21 protein-coding genes and 1 riboswitch are annotated in these 22,901 nt (G+C 66.3%); of the genes, 17 read left to right on the top strand and 4 right to left on the bottom strand.

From position 1 onward, the window contains the following. Positions 1-30: 30 nt before the first annotated feature. Together A9W99_RS06550 and A9W99_RS25875 are read right to left on the bottom strand one after the other, a co-directional pair. Entirely contained in the window at positions 31-1,233 is a 1,203-nt protein-coding gene (locus tag A9W99_RS06550; RefSeq protein WP_067375021.1) for an NAD(P)/FAD-dependent oxidoreductase, read from the bottom strand. Further along, positions 1,230-2,150 (bottom strand): alpha/beta hydrolase fold domain-containing protein, encoded by a 921-nt coding sequence (locus A9W99_RS25875; RefSeq protein ID WP_172828820.1) that lies wholly within the window; start codon positions 2,148-2,150, stop codon positions 1,230-1,232. Before A9W99_RS25875 ends, A9W99_RS06550 begins: the two co-directional genes overlap by 4 nt. Before the next feature lie 76 nt (positions 2,151-2,226). Here A9W99_RS25875 and A9W99_RS06540 point away from each other — a divergent pair, with 76 nt between their 5' ends. Together A9W99_RS06540 and A9W99_RS06535 are read left to right on the top strand one after the other, a co-directional pair. After that, positions 2,227-3,189 carry a sterol desaturase family protein gene (locus tag A9W99_RS06540; RefSeq protein WP_067375020.1) on the top strand — a complete coding sequence of 321 codons (963 nt, stop codon included), beginning with the start codon at positions 2,227-2,229 and terminating at the stop codon, positions 3,187-3,189. Between the two features lie 102 nt (positions 3,190-3,291). Beyond that, on the top strand, positions 3,292-3,951 hold the full coding sequence (locus tag A9W99_RS06535) for a hypothetical protein (protein WP_067375018.1): 660 nt from the start codon (positions 3,292-3,294) through the stop codon (positions 3,949-3,951). Between the two features lie 13 nt (positions 3,952-3,964). On the opposite strand, the gene A9W99_RS06530 is transcribed toward A9W99_RS06535, so the two are convergent. After that, positions 3,965-4,414 carry a nitroreductase/quinone reductase family protein gene (locus A9W99_RS06530; protein WP_067375016.1) on the bottom strand — a complete coding sequence of 150 codons (450 nt, stop codon included), beginning with the start codon at positions 4,412-4,414 and terminating at the stop codon, positions 3,965-3,967. A 120-nt stretch (positions 4,415-4,534) separates the two neighbouring features. Between A9W99_RS06530 and A9W99_RS06525 the strand changes: the two genes are divergently transcribed. The 3 genes from A9W99_RS06525 to A9W99_RS06515 all read left to right on the top strand — a co-directional run bounded on the left by A9W99_RS06525 (position 4,535) and on the right by A9W99_RS06515 (position 7,335). Continuing rightward, positions 4,535-5,218 carry a TetR/AcrR family transcriptional regulator gene (locus A9W99_RS06525; RefSeq protein WP_216639714.1) on the top strand — a complete coding sequence of 228 codons (684 nt, stop codon included), beginning with the start codon at positions 4,535-4,537 and terminating at the stop codon, positions 5,216-5,218. Between the two features lie 138 nt (positions 5,219-5,356). Further along, on the top strand, positions 5,357-5,857 hold the full coding sequence (locus A9W99_RS06520) for a VOC family protein (RefSeq protein ID WP_067375138.1): 501 nt from the start codon (positions 5,357-5,359) through the stop codon (positions 5,855-5,857). Beyond that, positions 5,854-7,335 (top strand): FAD-binding protein, encoded by a 1,482-nt coding sequence (locus A9W99_RS06515; RefSeq protein WP_067375012.1) that lies wholly within the window; start codon positions 5,854-5,856, stop codon positions 7,333-7,335. Before A9W99_RS06520 ends, A9W99_RS06515 begins: the two co-directional genes overlap by 4 nt. Here A9W99_RS06515 and A9W99_RS06510 read toward each other — a convergent pair whose 3' ends face one another. Continuing rightward, complete coding sequence (locus tag A9W99_RS06510; RefSeq protein ID WP_067375010.1) at positions 7,336-9,243, bottom strand: ABC transporter ATP-binding protein/permease; 1,908 nt, start codon at positions 9,241-9,243, stop codon at positions 7,336-7,338. It lies immediately after the preceding gene. 82 nt (positions 9,244-9,325) lie between these two features. On the opposite strand from A9W99_RS06510, the gene A9W99_RS06505 reads away from it, so the two are divergent. From A9W99_RS06505 to gcvP, 12 genes are all read left to right on the top strand, one after another. Beyond that, on the top strand, positions 9,326-10,969 hold the full coding sequence (locus tag A9W99_RS06505; RefSeq protein WP_067375008.1) for an acetolactate synthase: 1,644 nt from the start codon (positions 9,326-9,328) through the stop codon (positions 10,967-10,969). Positions 10,970-11,079: 110 nt separating this feature from the next. Then, positions 11,080-13,428, top strand: coding sequence for an accessory Sec system translocase SecA2 (gene secA2 / locus A9W99_RS06500; protein ID WP_067375006.1), 2,349 nt, complete (start codon positions 11,080-11,082; stop codon positions 13,426-13,428). A gap of 89 nt (positions 13,429-13,517) precedes the next feature. Next, entirely contained in the window at positions 13,518-14,144 is a 627-nt protein-coding gene (locus A9W99_RS06495; RefSeq protein WP_067375003.1) for a CDP-alcohol phosphatidyltransferase family protein, read from the top strand. Then, positions 14,137-15,057: a DUF881 domain-containing protein gene (locus tag A9W99_RS06490; RefSeq protein ID WP_067375001.1), complete on the top strand. Its 921-nt coding sequence runs from the start codon at positions 14,137-14,139 to the stop codon at positions 15,055-15,057. The genes A9W99_RS06495 and A9W99_RS06490 overlap by 8 nt, the downstream gene beginning before the upstream one ends. A gap of 55 nt (positions 15,058-15,112) precedes the next feature. Continuing rightward, positions 15,113-15,445, top strand: coding sequence for a small basic family protein (locus tag A9W99_RS06485; RefSeq protein ID WP_067232259.1), 333 nt, complete (start codon positions 15,113-15,115; stop codon positions 15,443-15,445). Positions 15,446-15,599: 154 nt separating this feature from the next. Then, entirely contained in the window at positions 15,600-16,364 is a 765-nt protein-coding gene (locus A9W99_RS06480; protein WP_253869648.1) for a DUF881 domain-containing protein, read from the top strand. A gap of 28 nt (positions 16,365-16,392) precedes the next feature. Next, on the top strand, positions 16,393-16,791 hold the full coding sequence (gene gcvH / locus A9W99_RS06475) for a glycine cleavage system protein GcvH (protein ID WP_067375000.1): 399 nt from the start codon (positions 16,393-16,395) through the stop codon (positions 16,789-16,791). A gap of 202 nt (positions 16,792-16,993) precedes the next feature. Then, positions 16,994-17,467, top strand: coding sequence for a glycogen accumulation regulator GarA (garA, locus tag A9W99_RS06470; protein ID WP_371514928.1), 474 nt, complete (start codon positions 16,994-16,996; stop codon positions 17,465-17,467). Beyond that, positions 17,467-18,204, top strand: coding sequence for a MerR family transcriptional regulator (locus tag A9W99_RS06465; protein ID WP_067374996.1), 738 nt, complete (start codon positions 17,467-17,469; stop codon positions 18,202-18,204). Before garA ends, A9W99_RS06465 begins: the two co-directional genes overlap by 1 nt. 106 nt (positions 18,205-18,310) lie before the next feature. Further along, positions 18,311-18,805: a bifunctional nuclease family protein gene (locus A9W99_RS06460; RefSeq protein WP_067232245.1), complete on the top strand. Its 495-nt coding sequence runs from the start codon at positions 18,311-18,313 to the stop codon at positions 18,803-18,805. 253 nt (positions 18,806-19,058) lie between these two features. After that, positions 19,059-19,682, top strand: a complete 624-nt coding sequence (locus tag A9W99_RS06455) for a MerR family transcriptional regulator (protein WP_067232242.1) — start codon at positions 19,059-19,061, stop codon at positions 19,680-19,682. Positions 19,683-19,790: 108 nt separating this feature from the next. Next, a riboswitch (glycine riboswitch) is annotated at positions 19,791-19,888 on the top strand. Positions 19,889-20,053: 165 nt separating this feature from the next. Continuing rightward, positions 20,054-22,897 (top strand): aminomethyl-transferring glycine dehydrogenase, encoded by a 2,844-nt coding sequence (gene gcvP / locus A9W99_RS06450; protein ID WP_067374993.1) that lies wholly within the window; start codon positions 20,054-20,056, stop codon positions 22,895-22,897. Positions 22,898-22,901: the final 4 nt, after the last annotated feature.

Genomic DNA, 22,901 nt, shown 5'->3' with positions numbered 1-22,901 from the left:
GGCGTAGCCGGGCGCTGCGGGTCGCCACCATCAGACCGACGGGCGGGCTTGCAGGTCCGGTGCGGCCGCGGCCAACAGGTCGGCGCGGTTGCCGGTCAGCGGCGGATAGATCCGCACGGTGTTGATGGTCTGTTTGGTCGTCTTGGCCTGCGCCCCTTGGGCAACCACTTGCCGGTCCCAGCCCTCGGTGTAGACCGCGCCGGCCGGTCCGAGATCGAGAATTGTTACGTACCAAGGGATCCGAAGCGTCAACAGCGGCTCACCGAACAAGTCGCTGATCACGTTGTATCCGGCGTAGCGCCCCATCGGACGCCCGTGCTGGCACGACATCACCGAGACGTGCTCGTCGTCCATCCGGGCAACGGCCACGTCACCGGCGGCGAACATCGAGGGAATACCGATCACCCGCAGATGATCGTCGACCTGCACGCGTCCCAGCCGGTCGCGGGCCACCCGCAGTTGTTCGGTCAGCGGACTGGCCCGCATGCCGGCACACCACACCACGGTGGCCGCGGCGAGCTGCTCGCCCGAGGACAGCGACACGCTGTCTTTGCCGATGGCTATCACGCGCACACCGGCCCTGGTCTCGATACCGTTGTCCGACAACGCCCGTTCGATCACCGGCCGGGCCGACGCGCCCATATCCGATCCGACGACATTGTGGTCGACCAGCACCACCCGGGGCGGAAAGCCATTGCGAGCGAACATGGCCCGCAGCCGGCCGGGAAGCTCGCAGGCCGCTTCGATCCCGGTCAGACCGGCTCCGACCACCACCACCGTGGCGGACGCCGCAGTGGGTGGACCCTCGGCCAGTCTGCGCAGGTGACGATCCAGCGCGACAGCGCCGTCGTAGGTGTCGACGTCGAAACCGAAGTCGCGCAGACCCGGAACGTCGGGCTTGAGCACGTGGCTGCCCGCGGCCAGCACCAGCCGGTCGTAGCGGTAGGTAATGCCGTCCGACGTCGCGAGTGTGCGCGCTTCGGTGTCGATGGCGGTTACCTCGGCGGCGACGTGCCCAATCCCGGCCGGATCAAGCACATCGGCGAGCGGAATGCGACAGGCGCTCAGATCGGCTTCATAATTGCGGACCCGAATGTCGTGAAACGGCTTCGCGCTCAACACAGTGATGTCGACCTTGCCCGGCGGGACGGCAAGCTCGTCGAGTCGGCGGGCAGCCCCCAGCGCCGCCCACAGGCCGGCGAAGCCGGAGCCGATCACCATCACCTCGGTCAAGGGCTCAACACCTGACGGACCTGCTCCAGCGCCACTGTTCCCTCATGACCAGGCAGCAGCATCCACATGTGCAATCCTCCATCGAGCTCGTGCCAGCCGATGTCGAGACCCTCGTTTGCCGCTCGCTTGCGAAAAGCCCGGGTATCGGGGTTGAGGACGTCGTGTGTTCCGGTGAATACGGTCAGACGCGGCAACTCGACAAGCGGTCCCACGCCGGGGCTGACCAGGGGATTGTCCAGCGGGTCGCCGCCGGCGTATCGGACACCCGCGGCGCGCAGGTCGTCCAGGTTGAGGAACGGGTCGATCTTGGCGACGGCCGGCACGTCCGGGTCCGGCAGTCCGACGTGCATCCACGGGGACAGCAACACTGCGTCGCTCGGCTGGGGGAGACCGGCGTCGCGCACGGCGTGGCATAACGCAAAAGCCATACCGCCGCCCGCCGAATCACCCATAAAGGCAATCGAACTCGGCTCAGCGCTGTCCAGCATGCGGCGATACACCTGCAGCAGGAACGGAAAGACCTCACGGTAGGTGTGCTCAGGGGCGATGGGATAGATCGGCACGGTCATCGTGCGCCGCAACATACTCGACAACTTGGCGATGGCCGGCCAATGGAAGTGCGGCATCAGGTCGAGCACGTAGGCCCCGCCGTGCAGATAGAGCACATGGCCGGCCGGCGCCGCGCCGTCGGCCAGGCGCGGGGTGACCTGATAGAGCAAACGGTTGTTGAGGGCTTGCCGAGTGACGTCGACTTTCCTCAGGACGCGCTTGGACGGTTGGCCGGCGTAGGGCAACCGCGGATTGGCCGCCCAGTAGTCCAGCTTTGCGGCCGGAAAGAGCCGATTGCGCACTCCGGTGGCGCGAAGAAGTCGCTGGGTGAAGCCTCGGTTGAGCATGCCGTGGTTCGTCGGTCTCATCACGAACAGTCTGTACCCATACGCCAGGATCCCTAGCCGCTCAGCTGACGAGAGCGGCGCGCCGTAATCTAGTGCTGTGGACGCGCTGGCCGGATTCTGGTTCGGGCTACCCGAGCAAATGCGGGATCCGGTGCTGTTCGCCATTCCATTCTTTCTGTTGCTGCTGATTCTGGAGTGGACGGCGGCGCGCAAGCTGGCACGCATCGCTGCGGAGCGGCCTGAGGACATAGCGGACCCAGCGCTCTCACGCCCGGCGTCCGGCAGCTACCTGGCCCGCGATTCCATGGCAAGCATGTCCATGGGGCTGGTTTCGGTGGCCACCTCCGCCGCCTGGAAATCGCTGGCCCTGGTCGGCTACGCGGCGATCTACGCCTACGTCGCGCCCTGGCACCTCTCGCCAAAGCAGTGGTACACCTGGGTCATCGCGATCCTCGGCGTCGACTTGCTTTACTACGGCTACCACCGCATCGCGCACCGGGTCCGGCTGATCTGGGCCACGCACCAGGCCCACCATTCCAGCGAATACTTCAACCTGGCCACCGCGTTGCGGCAGAAGTGGAACAACAGTGGTGAGGTCGTGATGTGGCTGCCGTTGCCGCTGCTCGGGCTTCCGCCGTGGATGGTGTACTTCAGCTGGTCACTGAACTTGATCTACCAGTTCTGGGTCCACACCGAGCGAATCGGCAAGTTGCCACGGCCCTTCGAATTCCTCTTCAACACGCCGTCGCATCACCGGGTGCACCACGGGATGGACCAGCTGTACCTGGACAAGAATTACGGCGGCATCCTGATCATCTGGGACCGATTGTTTGGAACCTTCCAGCCTGAGGTGTTCCGCCCGCACTATGGTCTGACCAAGCGGGTCGACACCTTCAACATCTGGAAGTTGCAGACGCGCGAGTACGTGGCGATCGCCCGCGACTGGCGGTCGGCGACGCGGCTGCGCGATCGTCTGGGCTATGTTTTCGGGCCGCCCGGCTGGGAGCCGCGTGCGGCACGCCGGGCCGACGACGCGGTGCCGCTGGCCAAGTCCGGGTAACGCTCGCAGTGGCCGGCGCGAAAAGCTATGTCGACGGGGGGTTGAACCATAACCTCGATCTGCGGCCGGTGCCATTCGCCGGCCCCGACGGAGCGGAGAGCGATGGTGCGTCGCTGGGCAGTGCGCGGGTGGGCCGCGGGTGCGGCATCGGTAGTGCTGGCCGGACTGCTACCCGGGACGGCCAGCGCGGACCCGCCAGCGGTGTTCCCCGGCATGGAGATCCATCAGGACAGCAAACTTTGCACCCTGGGCTATGTCGATCCGGGCCGCAGAATTGCCTACACCGCCGGCCATTGCCGGGGCGGCGGGGTGGTGACCGACTGGGCGAACAACGTCATCGGTCACATGGCAACCTTCCGGGACAACACGCCTACCGGTACCACAGTCGCCACCGACCAGATGATCGCCGACTACGAGGCGATCGTGCTGGCCGACAACGTCGCGGTGAGCAACATCCTGCCTGGCGGCCGCCCGCTGGAAGGCAGGGGAGTGTCGGTCGCGCCCGGCCAGGCGATCTGCCATTTCGGCGTGAGCACCGGGGAAACCTGCGGAACCGTCGAAAGCGTGAACAACGGCTGGTTCACCATGTCCCACGGCGTCGTCAGCCAGAAGGGCGATTCGGGTGGGCCGGTGTACGTATCGAACGGGGGCAGCGCCCAGATCGTCGGAATCTTCAACAGCGTGTGGGGAGATCTGCCGGCCGCCGTGTCCTGGCGCAACATCTCCGAGCAGGCCAACGCGGACCTCGCCGGCGCGGGGTAGCCCGCCACCGAGGTCAGCGGGTGGCCGGATGCAGGGCGAATACCGGTATCGAGGGTGCCGCGGCGCGCAACTCGTCGTCGCCGGATTCCGGCGTCAACCCCAGCACGTAGTCCTTGACCTGCCAATACCACCTGGCTAGATAACGCTTCAACAGTTCGGGTTTGGCGTCGTCGGGCACCTCGCGGACGCCGACGGGTGCGCTGCGCCAGCGTGGTCCCACCTCGACGACACCTGCGGCCCGGACGTTGCGGGCCCACTGGGTGTTGCCGCGGGGCGAGACGACGTAGTCCACACCGTCGACGGTCAGCAGGTTGATCACCACGCCGCGCTGCTTGCCGGTTTTGCGGCCCTGGACGCGCAGCGCCCGTGTTCCGGCAATGCTTATTCCCAGTTCGGCAAGCCAGCGAACTACCGTGTTGGCGGCTCGTGCGGCCCGGTTGGGCTGATCGTATCGAGTCGGCATGGCTCGGTCCTTCCCGTATTTGGCCGACAACCGAGAGCACCGCTCACTTATGCGCTCACCGTGCCACAGGCCATGCGGAAAAGCAAGAGCGGTGATCTCGATTGTGCGAGACTTGCCCGGGTGGGCAAACGTCAGGAATCGCGCGAGCAGATCGAGAGCAGAATCGTCGAACTCGGCCGTCGGCACCTGATCGACCATGGCGCTGCCGGGTTGTCGCTGCGCGCCATAGCCCGGGACTTGGGGATGGTGTCCTCGGCGGTGTACCGGTATGTGTCCAGCCGCGACGAGTTGCTGACTTTGTTGCTCGTTGACGCCTATTCCGATTTGGCCGACACCGTCGACCAAGCCCGCGAGGGCGTGCCCGATTTGTGGAGCGAGGACGTCATCGCGATCGCGCGGGCGGCGCGGCGATGGGCCGTCGCGCACCCTGCGCGCTGGGCCTTGCTGTACGGCAGCCCTGTGCCCGGCTATCACGCGCCACCCGAACGCACCGTCGGCGTCGGCACCCGTGTCGTCGGGGCATTCTTCGACGCTATCGCCGCCGGGATAGCCACTGGGGACGTCCGGCTGACCAGTGACGTTGTCTCGCAACCGATGTCGTCGGATTTCGAGCGTCTGCGACAAGAATTCGGCTTCCCGGGCGACGATCAGGTCATTGCCAAATGTTTCCTGCTCTGGGCGGCCGTGGTGGGCGCGATCAGCCTGGAGGTCTTCGGACAGTACGGGGCCGACACCCTCACCGACCCCGAGTCGGTATTCGATACCCAAATACTGCTGCTGGTGGGCGTGCTGGCCCAGCACTGACCTGGTGGGCGCCATAGCCGGAATTAGAACGTGTTCACCCGGCCCTCGGGGCACGCTTGTTGCTGATGGCGGCAAAGTTCGGCCAGGCCGCTTTGGCGGGCTATGGGCTTTGTCAGGGCTGGGCTATCCTGCGAGACGATGAGCCTTCCCGTTCAATCGCCGACGCAGATCGCCTGGGTCACCAACGACCTGGACGCCACTGAAATGGCCCTTACCGGCTTGTTAGGCGTAAGGAAGTGGGTGCGCATCCCGGACGTCCATTTCGGTCCGGATAGCTGCACCTATCACGGCGAGCCCGCGGACTTCGTCGCGAGCATCTCGCTGAGCTACCTCGGCGACATGCAGTTGGAGCTGATCTCACCGGTCCGCGGCGAGAACATCTATAGTGACTTTTTGCGAGACAACGGGCCGGGTCTGCACCACATCTGCATGGAGGCCGAAAGCCCCGAGCAATTCGACGCGGCGCTGGTGGCAGCGTCGGCTCACGGCGCGCCGGTTGTCCAGCAGGGCGTGATGCCGGGTGAAATCCGCTTCGCCTACGTGTCAGCGCCACAGGCCGGAGTGCCGTTCATAGAGATCGCCCATATCTCACCGGAGATGAGAGCGTTCTACGACTACATAAAACAGGAGCAGCGGTGAGCACCCAGATTCCGGCGACGGTCAAAGCGGACACAGTGGAGTCCTGGTCGGACGACGTCGATGTTCTGGTGATCGGCTTCGGCATCGGCGGCGGCTGCGCGGCGGTCAGCGCGGCGGCCGCCGGCGCGACGGTGCTGGTACTCGAGCGCGCCGCGGCGGCCGGCGGCACCACTTCCCTTGCCGGGGGCCACTTCTACCTGGGCGGTGGGACCGCGGTCCAGCAGGCGACCGGACACCCGGATTCACCCGAGGAGATGTACAAGTACCTGGTCGCCGTGTCGCGCAAGCCCGACCACGCCAAGATTCGGGCGTACTGCGAGGGCAGCGTCGATCATTTCAACTGGCTGGAAGACCTGGGTTTTGAGTTCGAGCGCAGTTACTTTCCAGGCAAAGTGGTAGTCCCACCGGGCACCGAGGGCCTGAGCTACACCGGTAACGAAAAGGTGTGGCCCTTCTGCGAGCAGGCGATGCCGGCGCCGCGTGGGCACTCGGTGCCGGTGCCCGGCGAGTTGGGCGGCGCAGCGATGGTCATCGACCTGCTGGTGAAACGCGCCGACGCGTTGGGAGTGCAGATCCGCTACGAGACCGGGGCAACCAATCTGATCGTCGACGACGAGGGTGCGGTGGTCGGCGCGGCATGGAAGCACTTCACCGAAACCGGCGCGGTCAAGGCGAAGGCGGTGATCATCGCGGCCGGCGGTTTCGCGATGAACCCGGACATGGTCGCCGAGCACACCCCGGCGCTGGGTCAGCCACGCCGCACCAAACACCACGGCCTGGTAGCGCCCTACATCCTGGGCAACCCGAACGACGACGGCCTCGGCATCCGAATGGGTATCTCGGCGGGTGGCGTCACCGAGCACATGGACGAGTTGTTCATCACCGCCGCCGCCTACCCTCCGGAAATCCTGCTGACCGGTGTGATCGTCAACAACGAGGGCAAGCGCTTCGTCGCCGAGGACTCCTACCACTCGCGTACCTCGGCGTTCGTGCTGGAACAGCCGGACCAAACCGCTTACCTGATCGTCGACGAAGCGCACACCGAGATGCCCGGCATGCCACTGATCCGGTTCCTCGACGGCTACGAGACGATCGCCGAAATGGAAGCCGCGCTGGGCATTCCGGCCGGCAACCTGGCGGCAACGCTGGAGCGCTACAACGAGTTCGCCGCCAAGGGCGAGGATCCGGATCTCCACAAGCAGCCGGAATTCCTTGCGCCACAAGACAATGGCCCATGGGCCGTGTTCGATCTCTCGCTCGGTCGGGCAATGTATTCCGGGTTTACCGTCGGCGGCCTGGCGGTCACCCTCGACGGCGAGGTGCAGCGCGCCGACGGCAGCGTGATTCCCGGGCTGTACGCGGTGGGTGCATGCGCGTCCAACCTGGCGCAGGACGGCAAGGGCTACGCCAGCGGCACCCAACTGGGTGAGGGTTCCTTCTTCGGCCGCCGCGCGGGGGCGCACGCGGCCACGCGGTAACTACACCTGGGCCGTCTCCTTCTCGACCGGCCCTAGCCGCCAGTGACCGCCGCCGAGCAACTCCAGCTGCCGTTCGTGCAGCAGTTCGACGGCGCGCCGATGGCTGACGCTGACCACCACACAATCCGGCAGCTCGGTGCGAAGCATTTGGTAGAGCGCGAATTCCAGCCCTTCGTCGAGCGCCGACGTGCTTTCGTCGAGGAAGACCGCTTTCGGTTTGGTGAGCAGGACCCGGGCGAAGGCAATGCGTTGCTGCTCGCCTGGGGAGAGCACCTTGGCCCAGTCGCGCTCTTCGTCCAGCCGGTCGCAGAGCGGCGCCAGTGCGACCTTCGTCAGCGTTTCCCGCAACGTGTGCTCGGCAATGGCGTCCGGTGAATTCGGGTAACACACCACGGTGCGCAACGTGCCCAGCGGCACATAGGGCAATTGCGACAAGAACATCGTCGCGTTGTCGCCGGCCGGGCAAGAGAGTGTCCCTGAGGCATGCGGCCATAATTCGGCCAGGCTGCGCAGCAGGGTGGTCTTCCCGGACCCCGACTGCCCGACGATCACCAACGAGGAACCGGTGTCCAGCCGCACGTCAAGTGGGTCAACCAAGCGATCCCCGGCCGGCGTGCGCACCTCAATTTTGGCGAGCTCGACAGCCACGTCGCGGCTGGGTTTGACCAGGATCGTCGGTAGGGCGCGCCCCTTTTCGTTCGCGTCCACCAGCCCGTGCAGCCGCATGATCGCCGCGCGGTAGGACGCGAACTTGTCGTATGAATTGCGGAAGAACGACAGCGAATCGTGGATATGGCCGAACACGGAGGCGGTCTGTACGACATCGCCGAATTTGATCTGGTGCGCGAACAGTCGTGGCGCCTGGACTATCCACGGCAGCGGGACGATCGCTTGGGTCATCGACCAGTTCCATCCTTCGAACGCGATGGTTCGGCGAACGTACCTGCGGTAGTTGTCGATGATCGGCGTGAAGCGCCGCCACAACTGTGCCCCCTCGACGCGCTCCCCCCGGTAGAAGCCGACGGCTTCGGCGGCGTCGCGCAGGCGCACCAGCGCATATCGGAACGCGGCGTTGAGCCTTTCGTTGCTGAAACTGAGCCAAATCAAGGGACGCCCCAGCCAGAACGCGACGACGGTCGCCACCAACACAAAGACCAGCACGATCCAGAACATCGCCCGCGGCACCCCAAGCAGCGGCCCGGAAAGCATCCACAAGAGCGCGGCGAATGAGATCACCGACGCAACCGCGTGGACAGCACCGAACAGCAAGATGTCCTGGGCGCTGTTTCGCGGGATGTTCGGGGTGCCACCGGCCCCGGCGGTGAAAATGTCGATGTCCTGCTGGATGCGCTGATCGGGGTTGTCGATGGGCTTGTCTACGAACAGATCTCGATAGTAGGCCTTGCCCTCCAGCCAATCGTCCGTGAGGCGCCTGGTCAGCCACATGCGCCAGGCGATGGTGAATCGTTGCGTCAAGTAGATGTCGAGGAGGATCTTTGCGATGTATACACCGGCCAGCACGCTGAAATGCAGGAGCGAGCTGAAAAAGCCGTCTTTGCCGGATCGAAAGACCTTTGCGTCGCCCATTGCGTCGCCTTGGAACGCTGTTTGCAGTGACGAGTACATGTCGTTGTAGAAGAAGCTGAACAACACGTCGAGACGGACCGAGATCAGGATCATCAGCAACAACAAACCGAGCATCAGCCAGACCCGCACCGCGTGACGGCCAGTAAAGTAGCCACCACTGATACGCCAGAACTGCCGACCCCAAACGGTCGAATACCTCAACACAGCCAACACGGTCAGCACACAGACTGCGCTGATCAGCCAGGCGATCGCCAGCCAGACAATGGATTCCGGGATTGCCGCGGACCAGTCGATGGACGGCTTGAAGAGCCTGTGGTCCATTTATTGCGTCTCCTTGCTGCCACCCCTCATGGGGGCGTACTTCCCCGCGAAGGTACCTGAGCGCGACGGATAGGCTGCGGACATGAGCACCGACGCTCCCCCCACCCAGACCTTCCACGCCGGCCGGCTCATCGCCCGCCGACTGCGCGCCAACGGTATCGACACCATGTTCACCCTGTCGGGCGGTCATCTGTTCTCCATCTACGACGGCTGTCGTGACGAAGGCATCCGTCTGATCGACACCCGCCACGAGCAGACGGCGACGTTCGCCGCCGAGGGCTGGTCGAAGGTCACCCGGGTGCCCGGGGTGGCCGCGCTTACCGCGGGACCTGGGGTCACCAACGGGATGAGTGCGATGGCAGCCGCACAGCAGAACCAGTCGCCGTTGGTGGTGCTGGGTGGCCGCGCACCCGCGCTGCGCTGGGGGATGGGTTCGTTGCAGGAGATTGACCACGTGCCGTTTGTTGCGCCGCTGACCCGGTTCGCCGCCACCGCCGAGTCGGCCGAGGCGGCGGGCCGGCTCGTCGACGAAGCGCTGGCGGCGGCGGTCACCGCCCCGTCCGGCGTCGGCTTCGTCGACTTTCCGATGGATCACGTCTTCTCCATGGCTGACGACGACTGCGCCGCCGGCGCGCTCACCCAGCTGCCGGCGGAACCCGCGCCCGACCCCGAAGCGCTGGAGCGCGCTGCCGGCCTGCTTTCCGCCGCGCAGCGCCCGGTGGTCATGGCGGGAACCAACGTCTGGTGGGGGCGCGCGGAGGTCGCGCTGCTGCGTCTGGCCGAGGAACGCCAGATTCCGGTGCTGATGAACGGGATGGCCCGAGGTGTGGTCCCCGCCGACCACCCGCTGGCCTTCTCGCGGGCGCGCGGAAAGGCGCTGGGCGGGGCGGACGTGGCGCTGGTCGTCGGCGTGCCGATGGACTTCCGGCTGGGGTTCGGCGGCGTGTTCGGGGCGGAAACCCAAATCGTCGTGGCGGACCGCGTCGAACCCGGCCGCGAGCATCCGCGGCCGGTCGCGGCCGGCCTGTACGGCGACCTGACGACCATCCTGGCGGCGCTCTCCATCGGAACGACGACGGACCATCAGGACTGGGTCGGGGAGCTGCGCGCGGCGGAGACCGCGGCGCGTGACCGCGAGAAAACCGAACTGGCCGACGACCGGATCCCGCTGCACCCGATGCGGGTGTACGCCGAGCTGGCCCCAATGCTCGACCGCGACGCCGTCGTCGTCATCGACGCCGGCGACTTCGGGTCCTACGCCGGCCGGGTGATCGACAGCTATCAGCCCGGATGCTGGCTGGACAGCGGGCCCTTCGGCTGCCTGGGGTCCGGCCCGGGCTACGCGCTGGCCGCCAAACTGGCCCGTCCGGACCGGCAGGTGGTGCTGCTGCAGGGCGACGGCGCGTTCGGGTTCAGCGGCATGGAGTGGGACACGCTGGTCCGGCACAACGTGCCGGTGGTGTCGGTGATCGGCAACAACGGCATCTGGGCGCTCGAGAAACATCCGATGGAGGCGCTGTACGGCTATTCGGTGGTGGCCGAGCTGCGCCCGGGCACCCGCTACGACGAGGTGGTACGCGCCCTGGGCGGCCATGGCGAGCTGGTGTCAGCGCCCGCAGAGCTTCGCCCGGCACTGGAACGGGCGTTTGCCAGTGGCCTGCCCGCCGTCGTCAACGTGCTCACCGATCCCACCGTCGCGTACCCACGCAGGTCCAACTTGGCCTAACGGCCCCAACTTGAGGCCGAGCGTGCACAGATGTACGCCCGGCCCCCGGCGTGTCCCGGACAAATGCGCACGCTCGCGGTGGGAGTGGGCCGCTCGCGTACCGTTGACCTGTGCCGAAGACCACCCAAAGCCAACCTGGCAGAGTCAGCAGCCGATTCTGGCGGCTGCTCGGTGCCAGCACGGAGAAGAACAGAAACCGCTCGCTCGCCGAGGTGAACGCCTCCGCCGAATACGACGAGGAAGCCGCCGACCTCAAAGACGAGCAACTGCGCAAAGCAGCCGGGCTGCTGAATCTCGACGATCTCGCGGAATCCCACGACATCCCGCAGTTCCTCGCCATCGCCCGGGAAGCGGCCGAGCGGGCGACCGGCCTGCGCCCATTTGACGTGCAGTTGCTCGGCGCCCTGCGGATGCTCGCCGGCGACGTGATCGAGATGGCCACCGGTGAGGGCAAGACGCTGGCCGGCGCGATCGCGGCCGCGGGCTACGCCCTCGCTGGGCGGCATGTGCACGTCGTGACCATCAACGACTATCTGGCTCGCCGCGACGCGGAGTGGATGGGCCCGCTGCTGGAGGCGATGGGGCTGACCGTCGGCTGGATCACGGGGGAGTCGACGAGCGAGGAGCGCCGAACCGCCTACGGCTGCGAGATCACCTACGCCTCGGTGAACGAAATTGGCTTCGATGTGCTGCGCGATCAGCTGGTGACCGACGTCGAGGACCTGGTATCGCCCAATCCGGATGTGGCACTTATCGACGAAGCCGACTCGGTGCTGGTAGACGAGGCGCTGGTGCCTCTTGTGCTGGCCGGCACCACCCACCGCGAGACCCCACGCCTGGAAATCATCAAGCTGGTCGGCAACTTGGTCCGCGGGTCCGACGCGGACGAGTACTTTGCCACCGACTCCGACAACCGCAACGTCCATCTGACCGAGACCGGCGCCCGCAAGGTGGAGAAGGCCCTCGGCGGAATCGACTTGTACTCCGAGGAACACGTCGGGACCACGCTCACCGAGGTCAACGTCGCCCTGCACGCGCACGTGCTGCTGCAACGCGACGTGCACTACATCGTCCGCGACGATGCGGTGCACCTGATCAACGCATCCCGCGGCCGCATCGCACAGCTGCAGCGCTGGCCGGACGGCCTGCAGGCCGCCGTCGAGGCCAAGGAGGGCATCGAGACCACCGAGACCGGCGAGGTTCTCGACACCATCACGGTGCAGGCGCTGATCAACCGCTACGCCACCGTCTGCGGCATGACGGGTACCGCGCTGGCCGCCGGCGAACAACTGCGCCAGTTCTACAAACTCGGCGTCTCACCGATACCGCCGAACACTCCCAACATCCGCGAGGACGAGTCCGACCGGGTCTACATCACCGCCGCGGCCAAGAACGACGCGATCATCGACCACATCGCCGAGGTGCACGAGACGGGCCAGCCCGTGCTGGTCGGCACCCGCGACGTCGCCGAATCCGAAGAGCTGCACGAGCGGTTGCTGCGCCGCGGCGTTCCCGCGGTGGTGCTCAACGCCAAGAACGACGCCGAAGAGGCGCAGGTCATCGCCGAGGCCGGAAAATTCGGCGCGGTCACGGTGTCCACCCAGATGGCCGGGCGCGGCACCGACATCCGGCTCGGCGGCTCCGACGAGTCCGACCACGACCGCGTTGCCGAACTGGGCGGTCTGCACGTGGTCGGGACCGGTCGGCATCACACCCAGCGGCTGGACAATCAGTTGCGCGGCCGGGCGGGGCGCCAGGGCGATCCGGGGTCCTCGGTGTTCTTCTCGAGTTGGGAAGACGACGTCGTCGCGGCCAACCTCGACTACAACAAGCTGCCCATGGAGACCGATGAGGACGGCCGGATCGTCAGCCCGAAGGCGGCTGGGATGCTCGACCATGCCCAGCGGGTCGCGGAGGGCCGGATGCTGGATGTCCACGCCAACACCTGGCGCTACAACCAGCTGATCGCGCAACAGCGGGCCATCATCGTGGAACGGCGAAACACGTTGCTGCGCACGGCGACTGCGCGCGAGGAGCTTGCCGAGCTGGCTCCGAAGCGGTACGAGGAGCTGGCTGAGGCCATGCCCGAGGACGAGGCCGAGGAACGGCTGGAAAAGATCTGCCGACTGATCATGCTGTATCACCTGGACCGCGGCTGGGCCGATCATCTGGCATATCTCGCCGACATCCGGGAAAGCATCCATTTGCGCGCACTGGGCCGCCAGAACCCGCTGGACGAATTTCACCGGTTGGCGGTCGACGCGTTCGCCTCGCTGGCCGCCGACGCGATCGAGGCCGCGCAGCAGACGTTCGAGACCGCGAATGTGCTCGACGAGGAGCCGGGGCTGGATCTGTCCAAGCTGGCGCGACCGACCTCGACGTGGACGTACATGGTCAACGACAATCCGCTGGCGGATGACACGCTGTCCACGCTGAGCCTGCCCGGAGTGTTCCGCTAGGGCTCGTCGAACGTGCGGCCAGTCGCGCGCTCGAGCGTTCACCGGTCCGTCGTGCGGACCGTATCGTCGCCGGGCTAGGGTCACGGCATATGGAGCCCGCACACCCAGCCGATCGAGTGCTGACCGTACCCAACGTGCTGAGCGCCATCCGTCTGCTGCTCATCCCGGTGTTCATCTACGTGCTGCTGGTCGCGCACGCCAACGCCTGGGCGGTGGCGATCCTGATGTTCAGCGGGATCTCCGACTGGGCCGACGGCAAGATCGCGCGGATGCTCAACCAGTCCTCACGGTTGGGCGTGCTGCTGGACCCGACGGTCGATCGCCTCTACATGGTTGCCGTCCCGATCACCATGGCGGCCGGCGGCATTGTGCCGTGGTGGTTCGTCATCACGCTGCTGGCCCGCGATGGGCTGTTGGCCGCCACACTGCCGTCGCTGCGCAGTCGCGGGCTCTCCGCGTTGCCGGTCACGTACGTTGGCAAAGCCGCGACTTTCGCGTTGATGTCTGGTTTTCCGCTGGTGTTGCTGGGCCAGTGGCACGCACTGTGGAGCCGGGTGGTGGGCGCCTGCGGTTGGGGCTTTCTGATCTGGGGCTTGTACATGTACCTCTGGGCGTTCGTCCTGTACATCGTGCAGATGACGCTGGTGGTTCGCCAGCTGCCCAAGCTCAGCCGGGCCGATCGGCCGCCGACGCCGCAAGCGGGTAAGCATGTCTGAACCTGACCGGCTGCTCGGCGGCTACGACCCCAACGCGGGTCGTAGCGCCCATGCGGCGGCGCGGCCCACACTGATCCCGGTGCCGTCGCTGCTGCGGGCCCTGCTCTCGGAACACCTGGACCCCGGTTACGCCGCCGCAGCCGCCAAGCGCGGCCAACCAGGTCGCCCATCCCGGCGAGCACGTGTTTTCGGCTGGATCTGGCAGGCGCTGGCGGCGATGCTGGTAGTCACGGTTTTTGCCGCCGCGGTGGCGCAGGCCCGCTCGGTTGCACCCGGCGTGCGTACCGCCCAGCAACTGCTGGCGACCAGTGTGCGGTCAACGCAGACGGCGGCCGCCAAATTGGCCCAGCGACGCAACGTGCTCGCGGCTCAAGTTGACGACGTGCAGCGACTCGCGCTAGCCGACAACGCGATGGGACAGCGTCTCCTGACCCGCCTCGATGCCCTCAGCCTGGCCGCGGCCAGCACAGCGATCACCGGTCCCGGCCTGACGGTGACGGTGACCGATCCCGGTGTGGGGCCAAACCTTTCCGACGTATCCAAGCAGCGGGTGAACGGAAGCCGGCAAATCATCCTGGACCGCGATCTGCAACTGGTCGTCAACTCCTTGTGGGCGAGCGGCGCAGAGGCCATTTCGGTTGGCGGCGCCAGGATCGGCCCGAACGTGACGATCCGGCAGGCGGGCGGGGCGATCCTGGTCGACAACAACCCGACCAGCAGCCCGTATACGATCCTGGCCGTCGGGCCGCCGCACGGGATGCGAGACACTTTCGAGAACAGCCCTGGTCTGCACCGGCTGAGGCTGCTGGAGACTTCCTACGGCGTCGGCGTCAGCGTGAACGTCTCCGATCGCCTTTCGCTGCCCGCCGGAGCAATCCGGGAAGTCAAGTTCGCCAAACAGATTGGGCCCTAGTGAGAGAAGTCCCGGTGTTCCAGATGCCCTTGCCGACGACTGGAATCCGCTCAGCATGATCGGTATCGCCGCGGTTGCGATCGGCATCGTGCTGGGCCTGTTCTTTCACCCCAGCGTGCCGGAGGTCGTCCAACCCTATCTGCCCATCGCCGTGGTGGCCGCGCTGGACGCGGTCTTCGGCGGCTTGCGCGCCTACCTTGAGCGCATCTTCGACCCGAAGGTCTTCGTGGTGTCGTTCGTGTTCAACGTCCTGGTGGCCGCCCTGATCGTCTACGTCGGGGACCAACTCGGCGTTGGCACCCAGTTGTCCACGGCGATCATCGTCGTGCTGGGTATCCGGATCTTCGGGAACGCCGCCGCATTGCGGCGCCGACTCTTCGGCGCATGACAGAGATGAGGTCAGGGTGAGCGAGCGACCCCCGGGGTCTTTCCCGGAAGACCAGTCCCAGGACCGCGCACAAAGCGCCGCCGAGGCTGAGAACTCGACGCGAAAGGTTGCTGACTCCGAAGCGCCGGACGCACCGCAGCACGGCCGTCACGAATTGCCCGGAAACCGTCCCCGGCCAGCAATCGGGCCGCTGGGCCGAACGGGATTGCCCGGGCTGTTGCGGGGTGGTCGTTCCCGGTTGGCGTTCGGCGCGCTGGCCATCCTGTTGTGTGTGGTGTTGGGCATCGCCATCGCCACCCAGGTGCATCAGACCAAGTCCGGCGATTCCCTGGACACCGCCCGTCCCGCAGATTTGCTGGTGCTGTTGGACTCGCTGCGGCAACGTGAGGCTGCCCTGGAGACCGAGGTGACCGAGCTTCAGAACACCCTGAACAAACTGCGGGCGTCCGGCAACACCGATCAGGCTGCCATCGAAAGCGCGCAGGCCAGGCTGGCGGCGCTGGCCATCCTCGTCGGGTCGGTGGGCGCCACCGGGCCCGGCGTCACCGTCAAGATCGAAGACCCCGGTCCCGGAATGGCGCCGGACACCATGCTCGACGTCATCAACGAGCTGCGCGCCGCCGGCGCAGAGGCCATCGAGATCAACGATGCGCGCCAGTCTGTTCGGGTCGGTGTCGATACCTGGGTGGTGGGCACTCCCGGCTCGCTGACTATCGACGGAAAAGCGTTCTCGCCGCCGTATTCGGTTCTGGCGATTGGCGATCCGCCGACGCTGGCCGCGGCGATGAACATTCCCGGTGGCGCCGAGGACAGCGCCAAGCGTGTCGGCGCCCGGATGAGTGTGCAACAGTCCGACCGCATCGATGTGACCACCTTGCGGCAACCGAAAGCACGCCAATACGCTCAGCCCGTCAAGTGAGCAGAACCCAACAGAACAGGACTTGCCCATGAGCGATATCCCGTCCGATCTGCACTACACCGCCGAGCACGAGTGGGTTCGCCGCAGCGGGGACGACATCGTGCGAGTCGGGATCACCGATTTCGCGCAATCCGCATTGGGCGATGTCGTTTTCGTGCAGCTGCCGGATGTGGGTGCCGAAGTAACCGCGGGCGAGTCCTTCGGTGAAGTGGAGTCCACGAAATCGGTCTCGGATCTGTATGCGCCGCTGTCCGGCACGGTGGCCGCGGTCAACTCCGAGCTGGAAAGCAGTCCGCAACTGGTGAACTCGGATCCCTACGGCACCGGGTGGCTGCTGGATCTGCAGGTGCCGGATACCGCAACGTTGGAGTCGGGCCTCGCGGCGCTGCTTGACGCCGAGGCCTACCGCGGCACACTGACCGAATGACGGTTGCTAATGTGCCAGCCAGCGTTGCGCGAAGATCTTGTGGTGGGAACCACATCGCGGACCACTGCGCGGTACGGTCGACACATAGGTATCGAAGGCATTGACGGCATTTGAAGACATTTGACGGCATTTCGATTGAAAAGCCGGCCGAGCGGCCCGGTCGAACGCCACAGCAGCCAGTAAGGAGCAGCGGGTGACGGAAATGGACTCAGGAAGTTCGCAGGACCAGACTTCTGACGATGTCACCGTAGAGACGACTTCCGTCTTTCGGGCCGACTTCCTCAACGAACTCGACGCGCCCGCGCAGGCCGGCACGGAGAGCACAGTGTCCGGGGTCGAAGGCCTTCCGGCGGGTTCGGCGTTGCTGGTCGTCAAACGCGGACCCAACGCTGGATCGCGTTTCCTGCTCGACCAGGCCATCACATCCGCGGGCCGGCACCCAGACAGCGACATTTTCCTCGACGACGTCACCGTGAGCCGTCGTCACGCCGAATTCAGGTTGGAGAACACCGAATTCCAGGTCGTCGATGTCGGCAGCCTCAACGGCACCTACGTCAACCGCGAGCCGGTGGATTCGGCAGTGCTGGCCAACGGTGACGAAGTGCAGATCGGCAAGTTCCGCTTGGTGTTCCTGACCGGACCCAAGCAGGGTGACGAGGGGGGAACCGGAGGCTAGTGGGCGCACTCGATAGCCCGGCGGTAGCCGGGATGTCGATCGGGGCGGTCCTCGACCTGCTGCGGCCGGATTTCCCCGATGTCACCATCTCCAAGATCCGCTTTTTGGAGGCTGAGGGGCTGGTGACGCCGCAGCGCGCCGCTTCCGGGTACCGCAGGTTCACCGCGTACGACTGTGCGCGCCTCCGCTTCATCCTCACCGCGCAGCGGGATCATTACCTGCCCCTGAAGGTGATCAGGGCACAGCTCGACGCCCTGCCGGACGGTGAGCTGCCGTCGGTCGGATCGCCTTACGGCGTACCGCGATTGGTGCCGGTTGCCGACAACGGTGGTTCGGAATCCGACACCGCCGAGGTGGCTCCCACCCGCATCCGGCTCAGCCGGGAAGACCTGCTGGAACGTTCGGGGGTAGACGACGACCTGCTGACGGCACTGCTCAAGGCGGGGGTGATCACCACCGGGCCGGGCGGCTTCTTCGACGAACACGCGGTGGTGATTCTGCAATGTGCCCGCGCGCTGTCCGAATACGGCGTCGAGCCGCGGCATCTGCGTGCCTTTCGGTCAGCCGCCGACCGGCAGTCCGATCTGATCGCTCAGATCGCCGGGCCGCTAGTCAAAGCCGGTAAGGCCGGCGCCCGCGACCGTGCCGACGATTTGGCGCGCGAGGTCGCCGCGCTTGCCATCACGTTGCATACGTCGTTGATCAAGTCGGCGGTTCGCGACCTTCTTCACCGCTGAGGACTAGACTTCGGTCGACAGCTTGGTGTTCGGCGACCCTGGCCTTGGCGGGGTCGTCGCGCCGGGTTCAGTCGGACACAGCGGCATGTGCGGAGGGCAGACACAGATGGGTGAAGTTCGTGTTGTCGGCATTCGCGTCGAGCAGCCGCAGAACCAGCCGGTGCTGTTACTGCGCGAAGCCAATGGTGACCGGTACCTGCCGATCTGGATAGGCCAGTCGGAGGCCGCGGCCATCGCCCTGGAGCAGCAAGGGGTCGAGCCGCCCCGGCCGCTGACACATGACCTGATCAGGGATCTCATTGCCGCACTTGGCCATTCGCTCAAAGAGGTGCGAATCACGGATTTGCAGGAGGGCACCTTCTACGCCGACCTGATCTTCGATCGCAACATCACGGTGTCGGCGCGCCCCTCGGACTCGGTGGCGATCGCGCTGCGCGTCGGCGTTCCGATCTACGTCGAAGAAGCGGTCCTGGCCCAGGCCGGCCTGCTCATCCCCGATGAGAGCGACGAGGAGTCCAGCAGCGCGGTCCGCGAGGACGAGGTGGAGAAGTTCAAGGAATTTCTCGACAGCGTGTCTCCCGACGATTTCAAGGCTACGTAGCAGCGGTCGGGCATCGTCCGGGCAACGTTACGGATGCGTCTCATCTGGCACTGCTTTGTCGACACGCCTCGCGGATCGCGGCTCCCGGCCCGGGCGGCAGCCATACTTTGAACACGACTTGAAGATTCATCTCGGGCCACGGCAGCTAGCGAAAAGCGTATGCTCACTAGCACTCGGGCCTGAGCGACCGTGGTTGCCGGGGGCAGCCAATGACGCAGCGAGTACACGAGCGCGATCGGCGAGAGGAACCACCGTGAGCGAGCAGCCACGTCAGGAGCAGCTGGACCTTTCTGACCAAGCGAATGTCGCGACCACTGACGCTGCCGCACCAAGCGAGCCTGTGCAGCCCGGCCTTTTCCCCGACGACTCGGTGCCCGATGAGTTGGTGGGCTACCGCGGCCCAAGCGCCTGCCAGATCGCCGGCATCACCTACCGTCAGCTGGACTACTGGGCACGCACATCTCTGGTGGTTCCCTCGATCCGCAGCGCAGCCGGTTCCGGCAGCCAGCGGCTGTACTCGTTCAAGGACATCCTGGTTCTCAAGATCGTCAAGCGCCTGCTGGACACCGGCATCTCGCTGCACAACATCCGCGTCGCGGTCGACCATTTGCGTCAGCGCGGTGTCCAGGACCTGGCCAACATCACCCTGTTCTCCGACGGCACCAGCGTGTACGAGTGCACATCCGCCGAAGAGGTCGTCGACCTGCTACAGGGCGGGCAAGGGGTGTTCGGCATCGCGGTGTCCGGCGCGATGCGGGAGTTGACCGGCGTCATCGCCGACTTCCCCGGTGAGCGTGCCGACGGCGGCGAGTCGATCGCGGCCCCTGAGGACGAGCTGGCCTCTCGCCGCAAGCATCGCGACCGCAAAATCGGCTGAGGCTTCCTCCGCGAGCGTGCGCAAATGTACGCGCCGGCCGGCGTGTCAGCGTACAAATGCGCACGCTCGCGGCTGAGCAAGTGCGGGCGAGTAAACTGGACGCCGCGTCGCGCTTGCGCGGGAGAGTTCCATGACCGCCAGTCATGGACGCCGAAGGAGCAACACCTCTCCGTCAACCTCTCAGGCACCCGGACCGCGTAAGACAACGATGCCTCTGGAAAGCGGCGACGACCGCAGCGACCGTCGCCCGCCGATGGGGAAAGGCGCCAAGTAGCGGCGCCGAATCTCTCAGGCGCCTGGTGCACGGGTGAAGACAGAGGGAGAGGGCCGCTAGACCCTTCCTCTGGAACCGTGCGTCAGGAGTTCGTCACATGTCAGGGAATTCAAACCCCCACCCGGCAACGTTTGCCGACCGGCACATCGGCCCGGACCGGCAGGCCGTCGAGGCCATGCTGGCGGTCATCGGTGTCAACTCACTCGACGAGCTTGCCGCCAAGGCCGTCCCGGCCGGGATTCTCGACAAGCTCACCGACACCGGCGCCGCACCGGGCCTGGACGGGCTGCCGGCGCCCGCCAGCGAGGTCGAAGCATTGGCCGAGCTGCGTGTGCTGGCCGACGCCAATACCGTGGCCGTCTCGATGATCGGGCAGGGCTACTACGACACGCTCACCCCGCCCGTGCTGTTGCGCGACATCATGGAAAACCCCGCCTGGTACACCGCTTACACGCCCTACCAGCCCGAGATCAGTCAGGGCCGGCTGGAAGCGCTGCTGAACTTCCAGACCATGGTCAGCGACCTCACCGGACTGGAGATCGCCAACGCCTCGATGCTCGACGAGGGCACCGCGGCGGCCGAAGCCATGACATTGATGCATCGTGCGGCGCGCGGCGGCTCGACTGGCCGCCTCGTCGTTGATAGCGACGTGTTCGCCCAGACGGCAGCGGTGCTGGCCACCCGGGCAAAACCGTTGGGCATCGAGATCGTGACCGCCGACCTGCGCGACGGCCTGCCGGAGGGTGACTTCTTCGGCGTCGTCACCCAGCTGCCCGGCGCCAGCGGTCGGGTCACCGACTGGGCCGCTCTGGTGGCTCAGGCGCATGATCGCGGGGCCCTGATCGCCGTCGGCGCCGATTTGCTGGCGCTGACGCTGATCACCCCGCCCGGCGAGATCGGCGCCGACGTCGCCTTCGGCACCACGCAACGGTTCGGCGTGCCGATGGGATTCGGCGGCCCGCATGCGGGGTACCTGGCCGTGCACAGCAAACACGCCCGTCAGCTGCCCGGGCGCCTGGTCGGCGTTTCGCTGGACGCCGACGGGTCGCCGGCCTACCGGCTGGCCCTGCAAACGCGTGAGCAGCACATCCGTCGCGACAAGGCCACCAGCAACATCTGCACGGCGCAGGTGCTGCTGGCGGTCATGGCCGCGATGTATGCCAGCTACCACGGCGCCGAGGGATTGACCGCGATCGCGCGCCGGGTGCATGGCCATGCCGAGGCCATCGCCGCCGCCCTGGGCGACGCGCTGGTGCACGACACGTACTTCGACACGGTGCTGGCCCGGGTACCGGGAAGGGCGGACGAGGTGATGGCGGCTGCCAAGGCCAAGGGCATCAATCTGTGGCGTGTCGACCCTGACCATGTGTCGGCGGCCTGCGACGAAGCCACCACCGAAGAGCATGTGGCGGCGGTTCTGGACGCCTTTGGCGTGTCGCCCGTCCAGCCGGCAGGCGCAGAAGTTGCGGCCCGCACGTCGGAATTCCTGACGCATCCCGCGTTCACGCAGAACCGCACCGAGACGACGATGATGCGCTACCTGCGCGCGCTGGCGGACAAGGACGTCGCATTGGACCGCAGCATGATTCCGCTGGGATCATGCACGATGAAACTCAACGCCGCTGCCGAGATGGAGCCGATCACCTGGCCGGAATTTGCGCGCCAGCACCCGTTCGCCCCGCCTGCCGACACCGCGGGGCTGCGCCGGCTGATCGGCGACCTGGAGACCTGGCTGGTGGCTATCACCGGCTATGACGCCGTCTCGCTGCAGCCCAATGCCGGCTCGCAAGGGGAGTACGCGGGTCTGCTGGCAATCCACGACTACCACGCCAGCCGCGGAGAGCCACACCGCGACATCTGCCTGATCCCGTCCAGCGCGCACGGCACCAACGCGGCCTCGGCGGCGCTGGCCGGGATGCGCGTGGTGGTCGTGGCCTGCCACGACAACGGGGACGTCGACCTGGACGATCTGCGCGCGAAGGTCAGCGAGCACGCCGACCGGCTATCGACGCTGATGATCACCTACCCGTCCACCCACGGTGTGTACGAGCAGGACATCGCCGACATGTGCGCCGCCGTGCACGACGCGGGCGGTCAGGTATACGTCGACGGCGCCAACCTCAACGCGCTGGTGGGGCTGGCCCGCCCGGGCAAGTTCGGCGGTGACGTCAGCCACCTGAACCTGCACAAGACGTTCTGCATCCCGCACGGCGGCGGGGGCCCGGGAGTGGGGCCGGTTGCGGTGCGTTCGCATTTGGCTCCGTTCCTCCCGGGCCATCCCTATGCGCCCGAGCTTCCGGACGGTCACCCGGTGTCGTCGGCTCCCTACGGATCGGCCTCGATCCTGCCGATCACCTGGGCCTACATCCGGATGATGGGTGCCGACGGCCTGCGCGCGGCATCGCTGACCGCGATCGCCTCGGCCAACTACATCGCTCGCCGACTCGACGAGTATTTCCCGGTGCTCTACACCGGCGAGAACGGCATGGTCGCCCACGAGTGCATCCTGGACCTGCGCGCGATCACCAAGTCGACCGGCGTGACCGTCGATGATGTGGCGAAACGCTTGGCGGACTACGGTTTTCACGCCCCGACGATGAGTTTCCCGGTGGCCGGCACGCTGATGGTGGAGCCCACCGAGAGCGAGAGCCTGACCGAGGTCGACGCCTTCTGCGAGGCGATGATCGCCATTCGCGGCGAGATCGACCGCGTCGGGGCGGGGGAGTGGCCGGTTGACGACAATCCGCTGCGCGGCGCTCCGCACACCGCGGAGTGTCTGCTGGTGGCGGAGTGGGATCACCCGTACACCCGTGAACAGGCTGCCTACCCGCTGGGTGCGGGTTTCCGGCCCAAGGTGTGGCCGCCGGTGCGCCGGATCGACGGCGCCTACGGCGATCGCAACTTGGTCTGCGCGTGCCCGCCGGTGGAGGCGTTCGCATAACGTT

The sequence above is a fragment of the Mycobacterium sp. 1164966.3 genome, from assembly GCF_001665395.1.
GTDB lineage: Bacteria > Actinomycetota > Actinomycetes > Mycobacteriales > Mycobacteriaceae > Mycobacterium.
This window is presented reverse-complemented; position numbering and strand designations above follow the sequence as displayed.